General features: G+C 41.8%; 26 protein-coding genes. 16 read left to right on the forward strand and 10 right to left on the reverse strand.

All coding sequences use genetic code 11. From position 1 onward, the window contains the following. Nucleotides 1–5: 5 nt before the first annotated feature. On the forward strand, nucleotides 6–431 hold the full coding sequence (locus ACQCT8_RS11330) for a pyridoxamine 5'-phosphate oxidase family protein (protein ID WP_426871173.1): 426 nt from the start codon (nucleotides 6–8) through the stop codon (nucleotides 429–431). Nucleotides 432–447: 16 nt separating this feature from the next. On the opposite strand, the gene ACQCT8_RS11335 is transcribed toward ACQCT8_RS11330, so the two are convergent. Next, entirely contained in the window at nucleotides 448–588 is a 141-nt protein-coding gene (locus ACQCT8_RS11335) for a hypothetical protein (protein ID WP_426871175.1), read from the reverse strand. Nucleotides 589–682: 94 nt separating this feature from the next. On the opposite strand from ACQCT8_RS11335, the gene ACQCT8_RS11340 reads away from it, so the two are divergent. Both ACQCT8_RS11340 and ACQCT8_RS11345 read left to right on the forward strand, forming a co-directional pair. Continuing rightward, nucleotides 683–1,153: a GNAT family N-acetyltransferase gene (locus ACQCT8_RS11340; RefSeq protein WP_426871177.1), complete on the forward strand. Its 471-nt coding sequence runs from the start codon at nucleotides 683–685 to the stop codon at nucleotides 1,151–1,153. A gap of 1 nt (nucleotide 1,154) precedes the next feature. Continuing rightward, nucleotides 1,155–1,316 carry a hypothetical protein gene (locus ACQCT8_RS11345; protein WP_426871179.1) on the forward strand — a complete coding sequence of 54 codons (162 nt, stop codon included), beginning with the start codon at nucleotides 1,155–1,157 and terminating at the stop codon, nucleotides 1,314–1,316. A gap of 67 nt (nucleotides 1,317–1,383) precedes the next feature. On the opposite strand, the gene ACQCT8_RS11350 is transcribed toward ACQCT8_RS11345, so the two are convergent. Next, on the reverse strand, nucleotides 1,384–1,572 hold the full coding sequence (locus ACQCT8_RS11350; protein WP_278241586.1) for a DUF2187 family protein: 189 nt from the start codon (nucleotides 1,570–1,572) through the stop codon (nucleotides 1,384–1,386). Between the two features lie 269 nt (nucleotides 1,573–1,841). On the opposite strand from ACQCT8_RS11350, the gene ACQCT8_RS11355 reads away from it, so the two are divergent. From ACQCT8_RS11355 to ACQCT8_RS11365, 3 genes are all read left to right on the forward strand, one after another. Beyond that, the gene (locus tag ACQCT8_RS11355) at nucleotides 1,842–2,297 is read left to right on the forward strand and encodes a hypothetical protein (protein WP_426871182.1); all 456 of its coding nucleotides are present in this window, start codon (nucleotides 1,842–1,844) and stop codon (nucleotides 2,295–2,297) included. A gap of 62 nt (nucleotides 2,298–2,359) precedes the next feature. Then, nucleotides 2,360–3,112: a hypothetical protein gene (locus ACQCT8_RS11360; protein WP_426871184.1), complete on the forward strand. Its 753-nt coding sequence runs from the start codon at nucleotides 2,360–2,362 to the stop codon at nucleotides 3,110–3,112. A 68-nt stretch (nucleotides 3,113–3,180) separates the two neighbouring features. Continuing rightward, a complete protein-coding gene (locus ACQCT8_RS11365) occupies nucleotides 3,181–3,444 on the forward strand; it encodes a hypothetical protein (protein WP_426871186.1) in 264 nt (87 codons plus the stop codon). Between the two features lie 87 nt (nucleotides 3,445–3,531). On the opposite strand, the gene ACQCT8_RS11370 is transcribed toward ACQCT8_RS11365, so the two are convergent. The 3 genes from ACQCT8_RS11370 to pulA form a co-directional block, all read right to left on the reverse strand. Continuing rightward, nucleotides 3,532–3,720 carry a hypothetical protein gene (locus ACQCT8_RS11370; protein WP_426871188.1) on the reverse strand — a complete coding sequence of 63 codons (189 nt, stop codon included), beginning with the start codon at nucleotides 3,718–3,720 and terminating at the stop codon, nucleotides 3,532–3,534. A 166-nt stretch (nucleotides 3,721–3,886) separates the two neighbouring features. Beyond that, on the reverse strand, nucleotides 3,887–4,075 hold the full coding sequence (locus tag ACQCT8_RS11375; protein ID WP_426871190.1) for a YqaE/Pmp3 family membrane protein: 189 nt from the start codon (nucleotides 4,073–4,075) through the stop codon (nucleotides 3,887–3,889). Nucleotides 4,076–4,122: 47 nt separating this feature from the next. Next, complete coding sequence (gene pulA / locus ACQCT8_RS11380) at nucleotides 4,123–6,681, reverse strand: type I pullulanase (RefSeq protein ID WP_426871191.1); 2,559 nt, start codon at nucleotides 6,679–6,681, stop codon at nucleotides 4,123–4,125. Nucleotides 6,682–6,995: 314 nt separating this feature from the next. On the opposite strand from pulA, the gene ACQCT8_RS11385 reads away from it, so the two are divergent. Together ACQCT8_RS11385 and ACQCT8_RS11390 are read left to right on the forward strand one after the other, a co-directional pair. Continuing rightward, nucleotides 6,996–7,619 carry an FMN-dependent NADH-azoreductase gene (locus ACQCT8_RS11385; RefSeq protein ID WP_426871193.1) on the forward strand — a complete coding sequence of 208 codons (624 nt, stop codon included), beginning with the start codon at nucleotides 6,996–6,998 and terminating at the stop codon, nucleotides 7,617–7,619. Between the two features lie 333 nt (nucleotides 7,620–7,952). Then, nucleotides 7,953–8,573, forward strand: a complete 621-nt coding sequence (locus ACQCT8_RS11390; protein ID WP_278241578.1) for a flavodoxin family protein — start codon at nucleotides 7,953–7,955, stop codon at nucleotides 8,571–8,573. Between the two features lie 132 nt (nucleotides 8,574–8,705). Here ACQCT8_RS11390 and ACQCT8_RS11395 read toward each other — a convergent pair whose 3' ends face one another. Then, nucleotides 8,706–9,032, reverse strand: a complete 327-nt coding sequence (locus ACQCT8_RS11395) for a DUF4870 domain-containing protein (protein WP_426871195.1) — start codon at nucleotides 9,030–9,032, stop codon at nucleotides 8,706–8,708. 102 nt (nucleotides 9,033–9,134) lie between these two features. Beyond that, nucleotides 9,135–9,944, reverse strand: coding sequence for a DUF368 domain-containing protein (locus ACQCT8_RS11400; protein WP_426871197.1), 810 nt, complete (start codon nucleotides 9,942–9,944; stop codon nucleotides 9,135–9,137). Between the two features lie 169 nt (nucleotides 9,945–10,113). Here ACQCT8_RS11400 and ACQCT8_RS11405 point away from each other — a divergent pair, with 169 nt between their 5' ends. From ACQCT8_RS11405 to yidC, 3 genes are all read left to right on the forward strand, one after another. Beyond that, on the forward strand, nucleotides 10,114–11,022 hold the full coding sequence (locus tag ACQCT8_RS11405) for a diacylglycerol/lipid kinase family protein (protein WP_426871199.1): 909 nt from the start codon (nucleotides 10,114–10,116) through the stop codon (nucleotides 11,020–11,022). 103 nt (nucleotides 11,023–11,125) lie between these two features. Beyond that, complete coding sequence (locus ACQCT8_RS11410) at nucleotides 11,126–11,425, forward strand: hypothetical protein (RefSeq protein WP_426871201.1); 300 nt, start codon at nucleotides 11,126–11,128, stop codon at nucleotides 11,423–11,425. Nucleotides 11,426–11,437: 12 nt separating this feature from the next. Next, nucleotides 11,438–12,223 carry a membrane protein insertase YidC gene (gene yidC, locus ACQCT8_RS11415; RefSeq protein ID WP_426871204.1) on the forward strand — a complete coding sequence of 262 codons (786 nt, stop codon included), beginning with the start codon at nucleotides 11,438–11,440 and terminating at the stop codon, nucleotides 12,221–12,223. Nucleotides 12,224–12,401: 178 nt separating this feature from the next. On the opposite strand, the gene ACQCT8_RS11420 is transcribed toward yidC, so the two are convergent. Continuing rightward, nucleotides 12,402–12,962 carry a maltose acetyltransferase domain-containing protein gene (locus tag ACQCT8_RS11420; protein WP_426871206.1) on the reverse strand — a complete coding sequence of 187 codons (561 nt, stop codon included), beginning with the start codon at nucleotides 12,960–12,962 and terminating at the stop codon, nucleotides 12,402–12,404. Nucleotides 12,963–13,058: 96 nt separating this feature from the next. Here ACQCT8_RS11420 and ACQCT8_RS11425 point away from each other — a divergent pair, with 96 nt between their 5' ends. From ACQCT8_RS11425 to ACQCT8_RS11440, 4 genes are all read left to right on the forward strand, one after another. Continuing rightward, nucleotides 13,059–13,820, forward strand: coding sequence for a (S)-benzoin forming benzil reductase (locus tag ACQCT8_RS11425; RefSeq protein ID WP_426871207.1), 762 nt, complete (start codon nucleotides 13,059–13,061; stop codon nucleotides 13,818–13,820). Nucleotides 13,821–14,010: 190 nt separating this feature from the next. After that, complete coding sequence (locus tag ACQCT8_RS11430) at nucleotides 14,011–14,220, forward strand: hypothetical protein (RefSeq protein WP_426871209.1); 210 nt, start codon at nucleotides 14,011–14,013, stop codon at nucleotides 14,218–14,220. Between the two features lie 239 nt (nucleotides 14,221–14,459). Then, nucleotides 14,460–14,717 (forward strand): hypothetical protein, encoded by a 258-nt coding sequence (locus ACQCT8_RS11435; RefSeq protein WP_426871211.1) that lies wholly within the window; start codon nucleotides 14,460–14,462, stop codon nucleotides 14,715–14,717. 161 nt (nucleotides 14,718–14,878) lie between these two features. After that, a complete protein-coding gene (locus ACQCT8_RS11440) occupies nucleotides 14,879–15,484 on the forward strand; it encodes a pyroglutamyl-peptidase I (protein WP_426871213.1) in 606 nt (201 codons plus the stop codon). Between the two features lie 2 nt (nucleotides 15,485–15,486). On the opposite strand, the gene ACQCT8_RS11445 is transcribed toward ACQCT8_RS11440, so the two are convergent. Then, complete coding sequence (locus ACQCT8_RS11445) at nucleotides 15,487–16,629, reverse strand: MFS transporter (RefSeq protein WP_426871215.1); 1,143 nt, start codon at nucleotides 16,627–16,629, stop codon at nucleotides 15,487–15,489. 702 nt (nucleotides 16,630–17,331) lie between these two features. Further along, nucleotides 17,332–17,748 (reverse strand): organic hydroperoxide resistance protein, encoded by a 417-nt coding sequence (locus ACQCT8_RS11450; RefSeq protein ID WP_426871217.1) that lies wholly within the window; start codon nucleotides 17,746–17,748, stop codon nucleotides 17,332–17,334. Between the two features lie 303 nt (nucleotides 17,749–18,051). Here ACQCT8_RS11450 and ACQCT8_RS11455 point away from each other — a divergent pair, with 303 nt between their 5' ends. Next, nucleotides 18,052–19,434, forward strand: a complete 1,383-nt coding sequence (locus tag ACQCT8_RS11455) for a PTS mannitol transporter subunit IICB (RefSeq protein WP_426871245.1) — start codon at nucleotides 18,052–18,054, stop codon at nucleotides 19,432–19,434. Nucleotides 19,435–19,441: the final 7 nt, after the last annotated feature.

Here is a 19,441-nt window from a genome sequence, read left to right on the forward strand (position 1 = left end):
CCATAATGAATCAACATGAATTAAAAGAAAAAGTTCTCTCGGTATTAGAACAAAATAAAATTGGAACACTGTCAACTGTAAAAAATAATAAGCCTCACTCAAGGTACATGACATTTTTTAATGAAGGCTTAGTCCTGCACACACCAACAAACCGTGAAACACATAAAGCGGAAGAAATTGATGAGAATCCATTTGTCCACATCCTCCTTGGATATGACGGCGAGGGCTATGGAGACAGCTACTTGGAAATTGAAGGAACAGCTGTAATCAGAGACTCTGAGGACTTGAAAGAAAAGCTGTGGAACGACCGTTTTTCCAATTGGTTCGAGGGTCCTAATGATCCTGAATACATCGTGCTTGAAATCGAACCAACAGCTATTCGTTTAATGAATAATAATGAAGAACCGCAAACACTTGAAGTAAACGTATAAGAATAAAATCCTGCCGCTATTTTCTGCCGGCAGGATTCTTTTTTTTAGAAGCTGCTTTCAGCCGGATATAAAAAGCGATAGAAATAAGGATAAACAGGATGACGGCTATGCCTGTCCAAAATAAAAGGTCCACAATAAGCGACGCTGCGTGTTCCATTTGATCATTCCTTTCAGATAGGAAGGATGAATTTTTCCCGCAATCTAATTATAATGGAAGTACTGAATGGAATAAAGGACAGGAGAGTGCAGGGATGAAGTGGAAATTACATACATTCGAAGAGTTAACTGTGCATCAGCTATATGAAATTCTGATGGCGCGGAATGCAATATTTGTGGTGGAGCAGGAATGTGCATATCAGGAGATTGATGGTCATGATCCCCGGAGCTTTCATTTGACTTTGAAGGATGGAGAAAAACTTGCTGCATACGCACGGCTGCTGCCGGCTGGTGTAAAATATTCAGTTCCTTCAATAGGACGCATTATAGTTGATCCTGCCTATCGCGGAAGCGGCTCAGGGAGAAAGCTTCTTGAAAAGTCACTGGACATCATGATTAACGAGTGGGGAGCAGACGAAATAAACCTGCAGGCGCAGGTCTATTTAAGAAAGTTCTACCGTTCATTTGGATTTGAAGAAACATCTGCGGAGTATCTGGATGATGGCATTCCACATGTGGATATGAAGATGCTTGTGAAGAAAAAAGCACTTAAAGGAAGTGAGTAAGGTGGAAGGAAAAAAACTTGTGCTGATCATTACCGCTTTAGTCATCGTTATGGCCATTATAATCTTTATTCTTGTCAGCAATTTTGAACCGAGCGGAATGGATCCGGAGGAATCGGCGATTGGTCTGTTCCCTGTATCAAAGCTCATCGCTGCAAATTTGTAAATCATTAAGAACTTTTAACAAAAATCAGATGCGATTTCTTTATAAGAAACCCCATCTGATTTTTTGCTTATTTTTGAACTAATTCATAATTTTCGTGTGAAACGACTGTAAAATTTGTGCCGTAATCGAGTAACAAAGCATCGTCTTCAGAAATATTTACAATTACAGAACGCTCGAGAATTTTTGTGACTTCTCCTGTAATTTCAAATCCGTGACGAGTAAATCGCACAAATTGTCCTACATTTGCCATTGTCATCATAACACCCCGTATTCCATAGTGAAATAAACTGATATTATTCATTTTTACCTATTTTACAGCAGTTTCGGAAAGAATGAAACTTTTGCCTCTTCCAGCCGGACAAACGAACCAGCATCGTTACTGGTTCTTTGTATTTTACTATATATTTTTACAAATAGGGTGAAATTTCAGTGATTTGTATACATTCTTTACTCGAACACTTTAGTATGATGTAAACGAGGTGTTTGTTACAATGAGTTCTATGAAAAAGTTACATGGAGGTTTGCATGGAAAAGAAAAAAATCCGCACTTATTTTATTGCTTTAACAGCCATCATTCTGCTAATGATTTTAGCAGCCTTTACCATTCAATTTTATCCGGGTGGATATGGATATGACTTTAATGAAGAAACGAATGAGCTAACGATCGAACAGGGTATGATAGTTAAAGAATACAAAACCATCCAGTTGGAAGAAGAGAGTCTGCGCTATGCCCTATTCCAGGATAGAACAGATTTAGCCATTCAAACCTGGAGCTACGTGCTGCTGATTCCTTTGTTTTCAATGTTTTTTCTCAAGCGCACTATTCAGGCCTTTAAAGAGCGCAAGGACAAAGGATTTGCTATTAGGGACTATGTGAATGTCCTTGCTTTAGTGGCTGCTTTTACACTGATTGTTATTTTATTAATGATGCTTAGCGAACATCTTCAATATTTATCTCAGGTTTTTAATAGTGTGTCTTAAGGTGAATGTCGAATGGATTGTTTCAATGGGAAATTTTGTGTAAAGAAAGGGGCAGAGCTAAGATGAGAAAAAGCTCATGGGTGGGTGCAGCCATTTTTACTCTGGGAATTAGTTATTTCGCCTCTGTGTATTTCCTGGATGACCGATCCGGCGGGGACAATAAGGATCTTCATGATTTTACTTCGAATGGTCTTGAATTAAATGTAGTAACCAATGGACAGGTGTTTGAAAAAGGGGATGAAATCATCGTAGAAGCGACGCTCACGAATCAATTGGGAGCCCCTGTAACGTATAATACGAAGTGCGAAGAAGCTCTTATGATTGAAGTCCGTTCTCAAACGCTCGACCATACACTCGTTAAACAAGTGGTAGAATCGCCTTGCAAAGCGGACGTGGAACGGGACCGAATGATCTCCAATGAGCAGCTGTCAGCTTCCTCTGAATTTATTCTAGCCCTCCCCTTAACTGAAGACGAGAACACGCCTGCGCCGGGTGGAGAGTATATGATCGAAATTACGTTTTACCCTACAGCACAGCCGGCATTTGAATCGAAAATCCCTATTACAATCAACCAGCAGAACGAAGAACTGATTGATCCTTCAGAAGCCAAACAGCAGGCATTACAAACCTATGAAGCAAGGTCCTGGTTTTCAGTTCATGGAGACACGGAAAAATATCTGATTTCTGAGGAACTGCCTTATTTAAAAGACGGGGAATGGGTATTTGAATGGAGCGCGATGAATGCGGATCAGGCAGCAGACAGCGGGGATGAAAAATTAGTTTTGTATGAACCCGCGCTAAAAAAAGAAGAGTAAAAAAATTGTCAATTATCTGTTTTTTCATGCTAAACTGGATGTATTAAACTGGATAAGCAGGTGAAGCAATGAGCAGAAGAAGTAAGGCATCATCGGAAGGTCCCGTTAATTTCCTTTTTCTTTTCTTCTACATCATTTATTGGTGGTTTGTTCTCCAGCAGATTTTTCAAGGCAGACTTATCCTTATTTACGTAAGCATCATCCCGTTTTTTCTTTTGCTGTATCTTCAGTCCCTGACGATTAAACTGATTGAGAGAAAAAAGGAGAAAAAACTTCTGCTCTCTGTTGAGAGAAGTATTCAAAGAGGGAGAGAACGGGCCAAGACTACATAAGAAAACCCTTTGCAGGTGGAATGGCTTCGGATCTTATCGGTTCCAGCCATTCCCGGGCAAAGGGTTTTTAAATTAAGAAAAAGCAGTTTAATTTTTCATCTCACCGTGATGATTCTTTGGAGAAGGCTGGAAGGTTAGTATAAACAAAGCCAGTGCGGCGCCTATCCCGACCAATGCCTGAATCGACCAATCACCATATACTAAGCCAAAAAACAGCTCAAACGCTCCAAAAAAAATCATGGCCAAAACGGCACCATATCGCAGCAGCTGGTCCATTCATAATCTCCTTCCAACATCTTCTAGTGCCTATGAATACGATTAATCACCTAATTTTGTTTCGGTTTTTCCTGTAGTTTGCTTAATTATAGTTATACTATGTACAACTCTGGGTGAGTGATTCATCATAAAGTGATTTGCAAGATAAAAAAAGAAGCTGAATAGATCAGCTTCTCTGGTTCATATAGCTTTTCATTTCCTTTTTATGCCTCTCATCTCGAATGACAATAACCGCATGAATAAGCCCCGGGATAAATCCGAGAATCGTCAGCAGAATATTGAGCAGAAATGAACCGAATCTTCCTGTAAATAAAACCGCTAAAGGCGGGAGGAAGATGGCGATGATATATAACATGTACGTCAACTGCCTTTCGTCTTTTTATCCCTGTTCCCTACTTTTTCTTATCTTAAACGGAAAGGTTTAGCCAGTACGAACGTAGACAGCCGGGACACTTCAATTTGATTGCGATTAATCATACTGAGGGCTTCTGTACCTGCCTGATGGGAATTAGCTAGAATATGCCAAGGGCCATTTGATTGTAAATGAAATTTAACCGGATGATGGTGGGCATTGTGAATCACGATATATTCTTCGTATGGCCCTTCCTCGCGTAAAGCTTTTAATCGATAGGCAATTAAATGTTCATCAGTAGGATAAAAGTGAAGCCGTTCTACAATGTCTTCTTTAGTCTTCATCCGAAAAACATTATTGGATTTTCTAAGTGAGATCAAGCCTTTTATATAGCGCACTTCCTGTTCAAATTCAGCTTTTCGGTTCCAGTCAAGCTTGTTAATGTGATCAGGTGAGCGGTAGCTGTTGTGGTCCCCGTTTTTGGTTCTCATAAACTCCTGCCCGGCATGCAGAAAAGGAATGCCTTGAGATAACAGGATAATGGAAGATGCGAGCTTATGCATACTTTTTAAATCTTCCTGTGAGGCGCCCGGGTTTGTCAAAAGCAGCTTATCCCATAAAGTGTGATTATCATGAGCTTCTACGTAATTAACGACTTGTGATGGCGATCTGTATTCCTGGTTGTCATACGTGAGATACATCCCGGCTGTTATTCCCTGCTTAATAAAATAATTATAGCCGCTCCTGCCATTAACAAATCCTGAATCATGATCGGAAAAGTTATTCCCTTTAAGATGGTCCCGGATGGAATCATTGAAATGAGCGATGCCGGGCATTTTATCTGCATTTGCCTGACTGGCTTTTAAATGAGAGGGGAGGGCGGTAGGGAGATCCCAGCCTTCTCCAAGCATGATAATTGATGGATCCACTTCGTCTAGAGCCTTTCTGGCTGCATTCATCGTATCGATATCATGAATGCCCATCAAATCAAAACGGAACCCATCAATTTTAAATTCGGTTGCCCAATAAATAAGCGAATCCACAATGAATTTTCTCATCATTTGGCGTTCTGACGCTGTATCGTTTCCTACTCCTGTGCCATTTGACAGGACGCCATCTTTTTTATAGCGGAAATAATAGCCGGGCATCAGCAGATGGAAATTTGAGCGCGGGACATCAAACACATGGTTAAAGACGACATCCATGATTACCCTCATTCCTTTGCTGTGAATGGCATGGATCAGTTTTTTTAACTCAATGATCCGGGTGGCTGGTTCAAATGGATTAATGGAATAAGATCCTTCGGGTGCATTAAAGTGTTTTGGGTCGTACCCCCAATTATATTGAGGGGTGTCGAGCTTCGTCTCGTCTACGGTCCAATAATCGTAAATGGGCAGGAGCTGAATATGAGTAATGCCGAGATCGCTAAAATAATCCAGTCCGGTTTTTGCTCCGTCCGGTGTTACAGTGGCAGGCTCTGTTAGTCCAAGATATTTCCCTTTATGGATGACGCCGCTATTGGGATCTATAGAAGCATCACGAACATGAAGTTCATAAATAATGGCATCTTCAGGCTGATCAAAAGGAGGGGATGGCATTTCCCAGAGTGGCGGGTTGGTGCGGGCAAGGTCGATCACCACACTCTTTTCCCCGTTCACTGTAACGGCTTTGGCGTATGGGTCTACAGCTTCCTGCCACTGTCTGCCAATTTTGACTCTGTACATATAGATGGTTCCATCCAGGTTTCCTGGAGCTTCATGTTCCCACGTCCCGGAAGGTCCCTTTTTCATTTCATGTTCTTCTTTTTTTACATTTTCTTTTGTATACACGACTAAAATCGCTTTTTGTGCAGTAGGGGACCAAAACCGAAAAAGTGTTTTTTCTTTAGTAAAAAGAGCACCAAGAGGACCATCGTAGGCAAAATCCTTATCAAATTGATCCATGCGCACAATATTTCCATAGGAAACGTCACACTCACCGAAATGGGAGATCATTACTTTGTATTTTTCATGAAGAGAAAGGGGTTCCTTTGTTTTAATCGTCATCTCGTGAGCGAGATCGGAAGCGTGATGATCTTTAGATATAATAATGTCTCTTATGGCGGCTCCATGCAGATCGACCTCGATGTTATCGTGCTCCCAATCAAACGCAAGATTTGTGGTCACGGTGATATCATGCCAGTCGTTCAGCTTGGCGCTTAAAATCTCTGGTGTTACATTCACATCTTCTTCATGGTGAAAGATTTTTTCAGTGCCCTGCATCAGCCAGACCTCTGCATGGCCATTTTCATCAAATTGCGTAATAAACCGATCATCAAATCGTTTGCTCGCCCAGTCATTTTCGTCCGTGCTTTTTCGAATAATAAATCCGACCCGGGCAATGCCTGACGGGTCCTCCATATCAAATGTTGCCCTTTTTCCAAAAGGGTGGCCATCTGTGAATTCGACCATTCGGCCGTTCTTGCCTTCAAGCCACACCCACAAATTCCATCCGCTGTAATCTCCGTCGTACCGGTTATAATGGAGTGTAATTGATACTTTTTTATGTTCAATAGTGGAGAGGTTGTCAGCTGAAAAATCTTCTTGTTGTTGACCGTGGATCGTTACCATATACATCCTCACCTTTTCTCACTTATAATTTTTATGATTTTTCATACTTATATTTTACGCTCGTGATCGTGAATGGTGTGATTGAAATAGGCTATTGTCTTATTCGTCATTTTTACCCTCAATACAGACTGTTTATTCCTATCGCTGTGTCTCTTCTTATTTTATCGGTCCGGATGCAAAAAAATTAGTAAAATAATAAAATAATCCGGTGATAGCCAAACAGCAGGGGAAAAAATTATCAGAAAGCTTTAAATATTTAATTAAAGAGTTATCATATAGGTAGAGCTGTTAAATGTAAAGGGAGGAAACAAAAAATGAAAATCTTATACATTAATGCAAACCCAAGAAATAAAACATCAGTAAGCGAAGAAATTGCAGATGTATTTGTGAAGGAACTTCTTGATCTGGAAAAAGACGCAAGCATTGAGTATGTTCACTTATATGAAACACAGCTTCAGGAAATTGATGAAGAAGTATTAGCGGTATGGGGGAAAAACAGATCCGGAGAGGCCCTGACGGAGTCGGAAAAGCAAAAGTCTGAGATAATGGATGCAGCATTGGACCAATTTTTATCTGCGGATGTTTATGTATTCATTACACCATTCTGGAATTTGTTGTTTCCGCCACGATTAAAAACCTACATTGACTCCTTGTGCATTCCGGGAAAAACCTTCCGTTATACAGCAGGAGGGCAGGAAGGACTTGTAGAAGGAAAGCGTGCTGTTCATATTCAGGCAGTAGGCGGCGTTTATAAAGGAACAGGTCTGAACTTTTCTGAAGAATATTTGAGGGAAATTATGCGCTTTTTAGGCATCAAAGAATATGATTCAGTGATTTGCGAAGGAATGAGCCAATACCCTGACATGGCCGATAAGATTCTTGAGGAGAGCAAGGAAGAAGCCTCTCAGCTGGCGCATAAGCTCGCGCGTCTTGAGTAAATCTAACCGATACGGGAGAGGTTGGGTCAAAACTCAAAATAGTTAAAAATGAGGTAGTGGTTAAAATGGTTGAGGCGGTTACTCCCAGCAGGATATGACGCCAGGCTGAGTCTTCGCAGGACGGCTCAGCGCCGTCCCTTGGTGAAGCGTCCATCTGCAGCGCAGCGAGCCGGTCAAAGAGGCTGAGACACTTTTGTCTCAGCCTCTTTTTTTGGGTGTAAAACCGTTGAAAGCATAAAAAAACACCTCCCGGCCTGCAACTGTAAAATGTATGATTGAACTTTCGACAAAAGGGAATAGGAAGGAATAGATTAGGATCGAAAGGATGATTGGATGCACGCGCTATTTTTAAACGGTTCACTGAAACCAAGCACAGATGACTCGAATACGGATGCATTAATCCGCAAAGTCATTAACTACTATGAGGATCTGGGAATTACATCAGAGGTCATACGACTCGCAGATTATAAAATTGCTCCCGGAGTAGAAGTGGATATGGGCAATGGTGACGAATGGCCGGAGATTTTTGAAAAAGTAAAAGAAGCTGATATTGTGATCCTTGGGACCCCCATCTGGATGGGAGAAAAAAGCAGCATTACCAAGCAGGCGATTGAACGTCTTGATGGCGGCAGCAGCTTAACCAACGAGCACGGACAGGCGATTTACTATAATAAGGTAGGCGGAGTGGTCGTTACCGGCAACGAAGATGGTGCTAAAAACGCTGCTTCCTCCATTATTTATGCACTTTCTCACATCGGTTTCACGATTCCTCCGAATGTGGATACGTACTGGGTAGGAGAAGCAGGTCCTGGACCTTCCTATATGGAAGCCATGCAAAAAGGAGAAAGCGAATTTACAAATCAGCACGTTCAGTTTTTAGCGTATAACACAGCTCATTTTGCCCGTATGCTGAAAAGCAGTCCGATTCCTCCAGAAGGAAATACGATGGAATAATGATGACATGAAAGGATCCTCTTGATAGATCGTTTCAACCAATCGAAAGGTCCTTGATCCAACGCTGTTCTTTTTTGAAGAAAAAGCGTGGATGAAGGACCTTTTTGAATAGATTATCCCGCTGCTGGAAGATCAGCTGAAGAAACGAACCACAAGCGGGATGCGGAACTGTTTGCCCTGAAACGCATAAATTCCGGCAATCACAATAAAAATGGCCATCATAACACTTAGAATCATGTTAATAACAATCCCGATGCCGATAAAGTAAAGAAATCCGGCTGCTGCCTGATATAAAAAATAGCTGACAAGAAAATTCAGATAATGCAGTCCGTGACGGTGGACAAATGGAGACTCTCTTTTGATGTACCATATGAGAAAAGGGCCGATGATCGCGGTGAAAAAATTCAGAAAGTACATCATGCCGGCTGCCAGTCGTTCATCAGAAGTTGATGGTTGCATAATACCCCTCCTTTTAATTAACATACGGATGGTTCACATATTTGGATTCAATTATAACGAAAAAACAGCCTGTTTCACATGGAAACAGACTGTTTTACAAGGTTACCCTCTTTTGCCAAGCCATACTGCTGAACAAAAGCCAATTGTTAGAGACGCCAGGCTTAAGAGAACGTTGCTGACAGTCAAATCAAGTCCTGGAAAAACGACGAATAATGAACCAAATACCAAACCGATAATAAGTGAATACATCATAAGAGGAAAGCGGTTCAGTAAATAGCGTATGCCTTTGCTGCTTAAAATAAATCCAGTGGCAATCCCTGCACCTACTACCAGAATGACAGGAATATTCATCGTCGTGATTGAATTAAGAACAGTAGGGTATACTCCGATAATCAGCAGGATAAACGAGCCGCTGATTCCCGGCAGGAGCATGGCCATACTTGCAATTGCACCTGAAAAAAACAAAAGGATTAATGTGGAAGCGGAAGTATCCAGAATGGCGCCATCTTCCACTGGCTTCAAAAAGGCCATACTTGCAACTAAAACAGCACCAATGATCAGGATTCCAGCATGTTTGCCTTCAAAGGATCCCATTTGTTTTGCTTCTTTTATTAAATAAGGAAGAATGCCGCCAATCAGACCAATAAAAAAGAAATTAGTCGGCTGTGGATAATAAACAAGCAGCCACTCCACAACATGACTCAACGTAAGGATGGCAGTAGCCATACCAAGGCCAATCATCAGCAGAAATGGGACATGCTTTTTCCACTCTCTTGTCGTGATGCCGCTTATTGCATTAATGAATTGGTCGTAAATTCCCATCAAAACGGCGATCGTACCGCCGCTGACACCAGGAATGACATCACTTGTTCCCATGGCCATTCCGCGCAAAATATTTCTCCAATCAAACATAAATCGTTCTCCTTTTACTCTATAAAGAATTCATAAAAACAGACTGTCAGATTCGCTAAACTCAACAGTCCTCATTATACTTGAAGATAGACGATTCGTCATTGATAAAAGAGAAAAAAGGAAAACTGGAATGTTCAAGAGAGCTGTTGAAAATCTAGGGGGTAAAAAGATGAAAAGAGCCATGATTATCGCCAACCCTTCTTCCGGAAAAGAAGAAGCGAAAAAGCATGTAGATAAAGTAGCAGAGGTGCTTCAATCACTGAATTATGAAATCGTCATAAAAGAAACAGAGAAAGAAATGGATGCCGCACGCTTTGCAGAAGAAGCTTGTGAAGAACGCTATGACTCAGTCATTTCAATGGGGGGAGACGGGACCCTTAACGAGGTTGTAACAGGATTGGCTGAAAAAGAATACCAGCCAACTCTTGGAATTATACCCCTCGGAACAGTGAATGACTTTGCTCGTGCGCTGTCCATCCCCCTGGATCCTGAAGAGGCTGTAGCCATATTAAAAGATGCTGACAAGCGCCATGTGGACATCGGGAAAGTGAACGGAAAGTATTTTATGAACATTATTGCACTCGGCGGGATAGCAGAAGCCACATTTGGGGTGACAGTGGAGCAGAAAACGAAGCTCGGGCCACTGGCTTATATGATTGAAGGCTTTAAAAAAATTAAAGACAAAGAACCGTTTGATGCTGTCATTCATCATGATGATCAGGAATGGAACGGCGGCGCTCTTTTAATTCTGATTGCCCTGACAAATTCAGTCGGCGGCTTTGAAAAACTGGCACCGGACGCAGAAGTTAATGATGGAAAGCTTCATTGTTTCATTATTAAAAATGTATCGATGGTGAAACTGGTCAGCATTGCGACAGCCTTGCTAAAAGGAACACTGAAGGAAGATGAAAACGTAGAATACCTGACTGCATCAAACATTAAAGTAGCTTCCTATAAAAATCTGATTGCCAACGTGGATGGAGACGAAGGAGACAGTGTTCCAATCACAGTGGAAATTCTTAAAAGACATCTGCCAGTATTCGTCCCTAGCCAAGCTCTTGAAAGCAAAAGCCAATAACAGAACTTGTGTCAATATTTTTAACGAATGAGGATTTTTTGCTTTTCGCTTTTCGGATGCATTATACTGAGTCTATCTAAATGCATCACTAGGAGTCTTGTTAATGGAATTGCTGATACAGGCATTAATGGAATCTATAAATGAAGGTACACTCCCCCTGGCATTCATGCTCATGATGATCTGGAACTGGGACAAGCCTTTTTATATGAGCGGATGGGGAAACAGATGGTCTGAAGGCCAGGTTTCTGTGCCGCCTGCAAAAAAATTAATTTGTTATCATTTGAATTCAGTGGAAGCCAGATGCAGCAGGATGATTTTTGGCAAAACAATTAAAAAGAAAACCTGCCCGGATGATTCGGACGAAGCCTCTTCTTTTCTTTTACACCCATTTATCGGATGTTAAAAAAGAAAAGGAATGGTGAACGTTTTGAAGAAGACGCTTTTATTCTCAATAGGTATTCTTGCAGCAGTTATCTTATCCGGCTGTACAAGTGTACAAAATGAATCAGGGATTTTTTATCACCTGTTTGTTCTGCCCTTTGAATTTGGAATATATGAAATTGGAACACTGTTGAACGGCAACTTTGGTTTGTCGATTATAATCATCACACTCATTATCCGATTGATTTTAATGCCTTCCATGCTGAAAAATTACCGCAACCAGCAGGTTATGAAAGAAAAAATGAATGGTTTGAAGCCTGAAATGGACGAAATTCAGAAACGCCTGAAAGCAGCTGAATCAAAAGAAGAACAAATGACAATTCAGCAGGAAATAATGGGCTTGTATAAGAAGCATGGTGTAAATCCATTAAACATGGGCTGTTTGCCGCTTCTCATACAGATGCCAATCCTCATGGGGCTGTATTTTGCCATCTCTTACTCAGAGGAAATTGCAACACATTCGTTTCTCTGGTTTAACCTTGGCTCTCCGGACATTCTGATGATGCTGATCGCTGGCGCCATTTATTTTGTTCAGGGATTTGTCACACTGAACAACCTTCCGGAAGCACAAAAAAAGCAGATGAAAATCATTACATTTATCTCTCCAATAATGATTATGTTTATTTCGTTCTCCGCACCAGCTGCACTCCCTTTATATTGGGCAGTAGGAGGAGCCTTCCTGATTATCCAGACATTAATCGGTCAGCGCTTTTATCAAAAGCACCCCGAAAAAGCACTGGAAGCAGCTCAGGATTCATAAAATAAAAAGAACGTTTTCGCGAGCAGATTTTAAGCTCGTGAAGACGTTCTTTTTTAGTTCCATAATTTTCTTATGACAACAAGCAGAACCCATGAAATCAAATTCCATGGAGTATTTTTTGATTAAGGTAAACGGTACAGCAGGCAACTATTATGAGGAAGCCTATATTCGCAAGGCGTTATAGTGAAATGCTTTTAATCACTCTGGCAGGGTTTCCACCCACAACCGTATTGGCCGGTACATCCTTTGTTACGACAGCACCGGAAGCAATCACCGCATTATCTCCTACGGTAACCCCCGGGTTGATAACGGCTCTGCCGCCAATCCACACATTATGCCCAAAAGTGACTGGCTTACCATATTCCAGGCCGCTGTTGCGCTCGGTTGGATGAAGCGGGTGAGTAGCCGTATAAATATGAACGCCTGGTGCAAGCATGCAATTATCGCCAAATTCAACCTTGCATACATCCAGGATTAAACAATCGAAATTGGCATAAAAGTTTTCACCTGCATGAATATTGTAGCCGTAATCGCATCGGAAAGGAGCTTCTACATAAATGTTCTCCTGCGTAAAGCCAAACAGCTGCTTGATGAGTGATTGTTTTTTTAGATCATCATTTTCAGTTAAAGTATTAAATTCCCTGGTCAGCTTCCTTGCAGTCTGACGATTGGCAACAAGCTCCGAATCATTGGCTGCATACATTTCTCCTGCCAGCATTTTTTCTTTTTCACTGCTCATATTTCCCTCTCCCTGTCCTTCTTTAGGTGATTATTTAATGGTAGACGAGGGTAATAAATAGTACAAGGAAAACGTTGAATAAGGAGAGAAAAGCATATGAAATACGCCATTGTAACAGGAGCCTCGAGAGGGTTGGGAGCCGCCGCAGCCGAACAATTACTGGCTGAAAATTTTCATTTGGTGGATATATCACGGTCAGGTAATGATTCCCTTCGAAAAAAAGCAGAAGACATGAATGATGCGTCATATACGCATATTAAAGCGGATCTCAGCTCGTCTGAACATGCACAGTCCGTTATGGAAGAATGGCTGACAAACATAAAAAAATCAGCTCCTGAAGAAATTCTGCTGATTCAAAATGCCGGAACGGTTGAACCGATTGAAGTCACTGGAAAGCTCGACAGCAAAAAAATCACCCATGCTGTGCAGCTGAATTATGTTACCCCCGTGATTATGGCAAATGCCCTAATTGCTTCTTTAGACAAACTGGACGCAAAAATCACAATTGTGAATATTACTTCCGGGGCTGCGGATAAACCAAACCATGGATGGAGTATATATGGCAGCACGAAAGCTGCGTTGAATTTATTTACTGAAACAGCTGCTATGGAACAGCAGGAGCTTCATCCTGAAGTGAAAATTATCTCTTTTAGTCCAAGTATTATGGATACGGATATGCAGCAGGTGATCCGGTCATCTTCTTCAGAGGCTTTTGCTCAAGTCGATCGTTTTCAGGAATATAAAAAGCATGGGAAATTAAGAACACCAGAGCAGGTCGCCAGTGCACTGGTTCATTTAGTAATAAACGAAAATCTGCAAAACGGTAAGTTGTACCATATCAATGATTTTTTAGATTAAATATGAGTATAGGTAAGAAAGAGTTGGGCATACTTCTTCTAAGCCGGTCATCTGGATGGAATATTTACTTTTGAAATAATACGACGAAAAATCTTTACATTACTATAATATTGCACCTGTTTAACCATAAAATGGCGCGGGTAAAATATAAGCAGTACTACATTTTAGAGTCTGAAAGGAGTTTTACAGTATGGATCTTAAGAAGTGGACACAATTAGGTGCAGCAAGCTTATTAAGCTTAGGTTTACTAGCAGCATGCAACGGTGACACGGAAGAGGAAACTCCTCCAACAGAGACGGAAACAGAAGAAGAAGCACCGATGGATGAGGATACAGAGATGGAAGAAGAAGAAACTGAAATGGAAGATGAAGAAACAGACATGGAAGAAGATGAAGGTTAAAACTAATTATTAATCAGAAATACAAATGATAAAAGCTGCTGGGCACAATTTCAGCAGCTTTTTTGAATACCTGAAAATGTAAAGGATGATGCGTTTATAATCATAATGAGAAAGATCGTTCTGTTGATTTTCTAAATGATACGATAACGCCGTGAGCGTAGTTATACTAGTTTGACTAGTAATAGGCCCGGGTAAAATACCAGTAGGAACAATATTAACTTCGAAAGGGGTTTTATAAATTGAATCTAAAAAAGTGGACACAATTAAGCGCAGCAAGTGTATTGAGTTTAGGATTATTAGCAGCATGCAACGGTGACACGGAAGAGGAAACTCCTCCAACAGAGACGGAAACAGAAGAAGAAGCACCGATGGATGAAAATACAGACATGGAAGAAGAAAACGGTGAAGAAACAGAAATGGAAGACGAAGAAACTGATATGGAAAATGATGATGAAGATACCACGCTGGACAATGAAGATGAGGATTCAAATGAATAATTAACGATAAAGAAAGCTGACGGGCGTAGACCCGGCAGCTTTTTTGCATTCCTTCAAACAGGAAGAGTAGTTGGAGGTCTTTTATAATTGGTTTTTCGTTTTACGAAACAATATGGTACCTTAGTGATGAAGAACATTTAAAATGAACCAGGAGGCTAAGGATGAAAAAATTATTAATCACAGGCTTTGAACCGTTTTTACATTTCAAAACGAACCCCACCATGCAGATCGTGGAAGAACTAAATGGAAAAGAACTAAATGGCTTTCACATCCACGGCAGAATTCTGAAAGTGGATTTTTCGAAATCAGGAAAACAAATAGTGGACTGCTGGAACGAAATTCAGCCCGATGCAGTGATATCACTGGGGCTAGCTGCTGGGCGTTCAGCTATTACACCGGAACGCATTGCGATTAACTGCAACGACGGTGAACAGGATAATAGCGGGAACCTTCCATCCGGTGAAAAGATCATTGAAGAGGGGCCGGATGGGTTATTCAGTACACTCCCGATCAGGTCCATGGTCAAGAGGTTAAAGGAAGAAAGCTATCCTGCGGCAATTTCTAATTCAGCGGGTGCCTATTTGTGCAACCATGTAATGTATCAAATTCTGTTTATGCTAAAGCAGAATGAACTGAAGACGCCTGCAGGCTTTATCCATATTCCAGCATCGCATGAATTAGCTGTGCAAATTGGCAAAGTGCCGAGCTGGTCACAGGAAGATTTAACACAAGCGATTCGAATTTGCATTGAGACGCTGGACGCATAGACTTAATAAGATAGCTTTCTCCCCTTTAATAGAACACCGAGAAAAACAGCCGGAAGAACCGCCGCACTCATGCCAATAAATGAAAGACCGGGAGACACTTCGTAAAGGTAGCCTCCTGCCGACGTAAGAAGTGCGGTGCTGAATCCCATTCCAACAGAAGCATAAAGACCTTGAGCAGTCGGTAAAAGGTGTTTATCCACTGCCCGATATACATAGTTGATAAATGCATAATGAGCGAGACCGAATGTCATCGAGTGAAACGCCTGTGTGAAAATAAACAGCCACAAAGAGGGGAACAATCCCACAAGCAGCCAGCGGATCACTGAAGCCATTCCGGCGATAATAAACATGGTCGCAACAGATGTGCGTTTCAGCAGCCGGTCTGCCACAGCAAAAAAGAGTATTTCAGACAGCACGGCAATATTTAAAATGAGTCCTATGTATACACTCGAGACATTTAGCTCCTGTAAGTAAATAAATCCATAGCTGTAGTATGCCGCATGCGCCCCCTGAATGAGAACACAGATTGTAAGGACGATTAAGAACCCTTTTGTCTTGAAAATGGCACGGTAGCCTCCGATCTGAGGAGCAATTTTTTCCTTTAAAGCATCCGGAGCAGGGCGAAGTGCACATGCAGCTAAAAAGAGACTGCCAATCATCATAGCGGCAAGAATCGAGGATTCGCTCCACAGGTCTGTGGTTATGCCAATGGCGATTAAACTGACAGTATAGCCGGCCGAGCCCCATGAACGGCTTCTTCCATAATTAATTCTATTGGTTTTCATCAGAACCGTAGCATTGCTTTCCATTAGCGGCAGGATCGTAGGGTAAAACAAACTGTATATGACCATAACTGCAAGTAAAGCTGAAAAGGACTCAGCTGGAATAAAGAGCAGCAGTAGAAGAAATGAAAGAGCAGGCATGAGTTTAATCAGCACGGATAGACTAAAGTGTTTTGTCAGTGCCGGAAATAAAAATAAAGTGGAAAATGACCGCGCAAACAGTCCTGCGGCGATTACAGTGCTCGCTGCAGCAACGGTTAAGTCTTTTTCAGAGACAAGCCAGCCGGTCCAGTAAGGCAAAAAGATGCCCCATGTAAAAAAGAAGGCGAAGAAATTTGTGGATAACCATCCTTGCTGTTTCAATCTGTATCACTCCATTTGGTTTTACTTTCATAAGTTACAAGTATAGCAGAAATGGAAGATAGAGCAGGGGAAAGAGGACCGGTTCATTTCCGCTCCGTCCGGAGGCTTTCCGCGTGGCGGAAGGTGAGCCCCATTGATGCTTTCGCATCTGCCTGGTCTCACCCTTTCCGCTTTTTCACGCAGGAGTCCCCGGCCTCCGCTTCAATGAACCTATTCTTTGGTGATTTCACTTGTAAATACAATGCTCCACAGTTGCCGATTCCTCTTTACATAAGCAATTATTTTTTGTAAGAGGGAAAGGGACCGGTTCATTTCCGCTCCGTCCGGAGGCTTTCCGCGTGGCGTGAGGTGAGCCCTCTTGATGCTTTCGCATCTGCGTGGTCTCACCCTTCCCGCTGCATCACGCAGGAGTCCCCGGCCTCCGCTGCAATGAACCTATTCTTTAATAAGTTCACTCGTAAATAGAATACCGATCAACTATCGGTCATCTTTTCGCAAGAACTCATTTTTTTTAAAAGGGAAGAGGGACCGGTTCATTTTCGCTGCGTCCGGAGGATTTTCAATGTGAAGCAAATGTGAGCGGTCTTTGGGACATGGACTAGTGTATTTGATTGAGCAGTGTAAAAAAGCCGCAATGATTTCCGTTTAGAAATCGTTGCGGCTTTCGCTATTTAAATATGTTTATTAGATTTTGAAAGGAAATTAGCCTGCTTTTACTTCAAGTGCTACGTCAATATTGCCTCTTGTTGCTTTTGAGTAAGGGCAGAATTGGTGTGCTTTTTCAAGAAGTTCCTCAGCTTCGTCCTGGCTGACGCCTGTTACGTCTACTACAAGCTTAACAGAAATCTTAAATCCGTCATCTTCCGGATCTTTTTCAAGACTCACATGAGCCGTTGTTTTTGATTCCACTTCTTTTTTCTCTTTTTTTGCAATTAAATTAAATGCTCCGTCAAAGCAAGATGCATAGCCCGCAGCAAATAATTGCTCAGGATTTGATTTTCCTTCCGCACTGCCTCCGTCTTTTGGCATTCCAAGCTCTAATTGAATTAAACCGTCAGATGATGATACTTGTCCTTCACGTCCACCTTGTGCAACGGCAGCTGATGTTAATACTGGCATGCTTCTCATCTCCTCATTTACTTGCGATTTGTCATGTCAATTGTGATTGACAACATAGTTCTTGTTTTCACACTTCACCGGTTTTCTAAACATCTTATTAAAAATACTTTTTTTGGTTTTTGACAATCTGTCACACCGGTCCTTGCCAAAAACGAATTTGGATTTTGTTGTAGCAGAGTTGTAAGCGTTTTAAGATAAAGAGAGAGATTTAGAAATGTAAGAGGAGGAATGAATGTGGAACAGACACAAAAAAAATCTGGTATACGGGAAAGAGTTCAGCGCTTTGGCTCGTTTTTAAGCGGCATGATTATGCCGAATATTGGTGCGTTTATTGCCTGGGGGTTAATTACGGCTCTTTTTATTCCGGATGGCTGGATTCCAAATGAGGACTTAGCTGAATTAGTTGGTCCAATGATTACTTTCTTACTGCCGTTGTTAATTGGTTTTACCGGCGGACGCATCATTCATGGCAACCGCGGAGGTGTGGTGGGTGCCACTGCGACCATGGGTGTAATCGTCGGCGCGGACATCACTATGTTCCTTGGTGCGATGATTATGGGACCTCTGGGCGGCTATGTGATGAAGAAAATTGACGGTTTTACAGATGGAAGAATCCGTTCCGGGTTTGAAATGCTTGTAAACAATTTTACTGCAGGAATTGCAGCGGCTATTCTTGCGATTGGCGGACTGCTTGGAATTGGACCTGTAGTCGAGGGAATCACAACAGTACTCGCTTCAGGTGTGGAATTGATGGTTAATGCAGGCTTGCTTCCATTAGTAAGTTTGTTTATAGAACCAGGTAAGGTGTTGTTTTTAAATAATGCTATTAACCACGGGATCTTGACTCCGCTTGGAACAGAACAGGCTGCCCAAGCAGGCAAATCGGTCTTGTATCTTCTTGAATCCAACCCGGGACCTGGTCTTGGCATCCTGATTGCCTATATGGTTTTCGGAAGAGGAACAGCCAAACAAACTGCTTCAGGTGCTTCCTTTATTCACTTTGTTGGAGGAATTCATGAGATTTATTTCCCATATATTTTAATGAAGCCGATTTTAATTGTGGCTGCCATTGCAGGGGGAGCGAGCGGTGTTTTCACATTCGTCCTTCTTGATGCAGGATTAAGTGCTCCGCCTTCACCGGGAAGCATTATTGCCATCCTTGCACTAACGCAGCAGGGCAACTATATTGCTGTTATTTCTGGGGTGCTGATTGCAACAGCCGTATCTTTTGGTGTGGCATCGATTTTCCTTAGAACCGCTAAAGCGGATGAAGCGGATGATATTGCGGAAGCAACGGAAAAAATGCAGGAGATGAAAGGCAAAAAAAGCCAGGCATCCCAGCACCTTTCAGCTTCACAGCAGGAAAATGTGAACGATACGCCTTTGGCAGCGCCGAATGAACTTTCAAAGGAAAACATTAAGAAAATCATTTTTGCATGTGATGCCGGAATGGGCTCAAGTGCAATGGGTGCTTCACTCCTGAAAAACAAAATGAAAAAAGCCGGACTGCAATACGATGTGACCAATACGGCAATCAATCAGATCCCTGATGATGCAGACCTGGTCATTACGCATAAAGACTTAACCGAGCGTGCGATGACAAAAAAACCGGATGCACTTCATATCTCGGTTGAAAATTTCCTTAACAGCCCAAAATATGATGAGATTATTGAAGCTTTAAAATAAAAAGGAG

This window comes from Jeotgalibacillus proteolyticus, from assembly GCF_050107735.1.
In the GTDB taxonomy this organism is placed as follows: Bacteria; Bacillota; Bacilli; order Bacillales; family Jeotgalibacillaceae; genus Jeotgalibacillus; species Jeotgalibacillus proteolyticus_A.

What these genes read in the sequence shown, in the direction of transcription:
- ACQCT8_RS11410 (WP_426871201.1), top strand. Translation starts at nt 11,126, where the DNA reads ATGGAATTGCTGATACAGGCATTAATGGAATCTATAAATGAAGGTACA.
- ACQCT8_RS11430 (WP_426871209.1), top strand. Translation starts at nt 14,011, where the DNA reads ATGGATCTTAAGAAGTGGACACAATTAGGTGCAGCAAGCTTATTAAGC.
- ACQCT8_RS11360 (WP_426871184.1), top strand. Translation starts at nt 2,360, where the DNA reads ATGAGAAAAAGCTCATGGGTGGGTGCAGCCATTTTTACTCTGGGAATT.
- yidC (WP_426871204.1), top strand. Translation starts at nt 11,438, where the DNA reads ATGGTGAACGTTTTGAAGAAGACGCTTTTATTCTCAATAGGTATTCTT.
- ACQCT8_RS11405 (WP_426871199.1), top strand. Translation starts at nt 10,114, where the DNA reads ATGAAAAGAGCCATGATTATCGCCAACCCTTCTTCCGGAAAAGAAGAA.
- ACQCT8_RS11450 (WP_426871217.1), bottom strand. Translation starts at nt 17,748, where the DNA reads ATGCCAGTATTAACATCAGCTGCCGTTGCACAAGGTGGACGTGAAGGA.
- ACQCT8_RS11385 (WP_426871193.1), top strand. Translation starts at nt 6,996, where the DNA reads ATGAAAATCTTATACATTAATGCAAACCCAAGAAATAAAACATCAGTA.
- ACQCT8_RS11400 (WP_426871197.1), bottom strand. Translation starts at nt 9,944, where the DNA reads ATGTTTGATTGGAGAAATATTTTGCGCGGAATGGCCATGGGAACAAGT.
- ACQCT8_RS11355 (WP_426871182.1), top strand. Translation starts at nt 1,842, where the DNA reads ATGGAAAAGAAAAAAATCCGCACTTATTTTATTGCTTTAACAGCCATC.
- ACQCT8_RS11330 (WP_426871173.1), top strand. Translation starts at nt 6, where the DNA reads ATGAATCAACATGAATTAAAAGAAAAAGTTCTCTCGGTATTAGAACAA.
- ACQCT8_RS11395 (WP_426871195.1), bottom strand. Translation starts at nt 9,032, where the DNA reads ATGCAACCATCAACTTCTGATGAACGACTGGCAGCCGGCATGATGTAC.
- ACQCT8_RS11335 (WP_426871175.1), bottom strand. Translation starts at nt 588, where the DNA reads ATGGAACACGCAGCGTCGCTTATTGTGGACCTTTTATTTTGGACAGGC.
- pulA (WP_426871191.1), bottom strand. Translation starts at nt 6,681, where the DNA reads ATGGTAACGATCCACGGTCAACAACAAGAAGATTTTTCAGCTGACAAC.
- ACQCT8_RS11390 (WP_278241578.1), top strand. Translation starts at nt 7,953, where the DNA reads ATGCACGCGCTATTTTTAAACGGTTCACTGAAACCAAGCACAGATGAC.
- ACQCT8_RS11340 (WP_426871177.1), top strand. Translation starts at nt 683, where the DNA reads ATGAAGTGGAAATTACATACATTCGAAGAGTTAACTGTGCATCAGCTA.
- ACQCT8_RS11425 (WP_426871207.1), top strand. Translation starts at nt 13,059, where the DNA reads ATGAAATACGCCATTGTAACAGGAGCCTCGAGAGGGTTGGGAGCCGCC.
- ACQCT8_RS11350 (WP_278241586.1), bottom strand. Translation starts at nt 1,572, where the DNA reads ATGACAATGGCAAATGTAGGACAATTTGTGCGATTTACTCGTCACGGA.
- ACQCT8_RS11455 (WP_426871245.1), top strand. Translation starts at nt 18,052, where the DNA reads ATGATTATGCCGAATATTGGTGCGTTTATTGCCTGGGGGTTAATTACG.
- ACQCT8_RS11420 (WP_426871206.1), bottom strand. Translation starts at nt 12,962, where the DNA reads ATGAGCAGTGAAAAAGAAAAAATGCTGGCAGGAGAAATGTATGCAGCC.
- ACQCT8_RS11375 (WP_426871190.1), bottom strand. Translation starts at nt 4,075, where the DNA reads ATGTTATATATCATCGCCATCTTCCTCCCGCCTTTAGCGGTTTTATTT.
- ACQCT8_RS11370 (WP_426871188.1), bottom strand. Translation starts at nt 3,720, where the DNA reads ATGGACCAGCTGCTGCGATATGGTGCCGTTTTGGCCATGATTTTTTTT.
- ACQCT8_RS11440 (WP_426871213.1), top strand. Translation starts at nt 14,879, where the DNA reads ATGAAAAAATTATTAATCACAGGCTTTGAACCGTTTTTACATTTCAAA.
- ACQCT8_RS11365 (WP_426871186.1), top strand. Translation starts at nt 3,181, where the DNA reads ATGAGCAGAAGAAGTAAGGCATCATCGGAAGGTCCCGTTAATTTCCTT.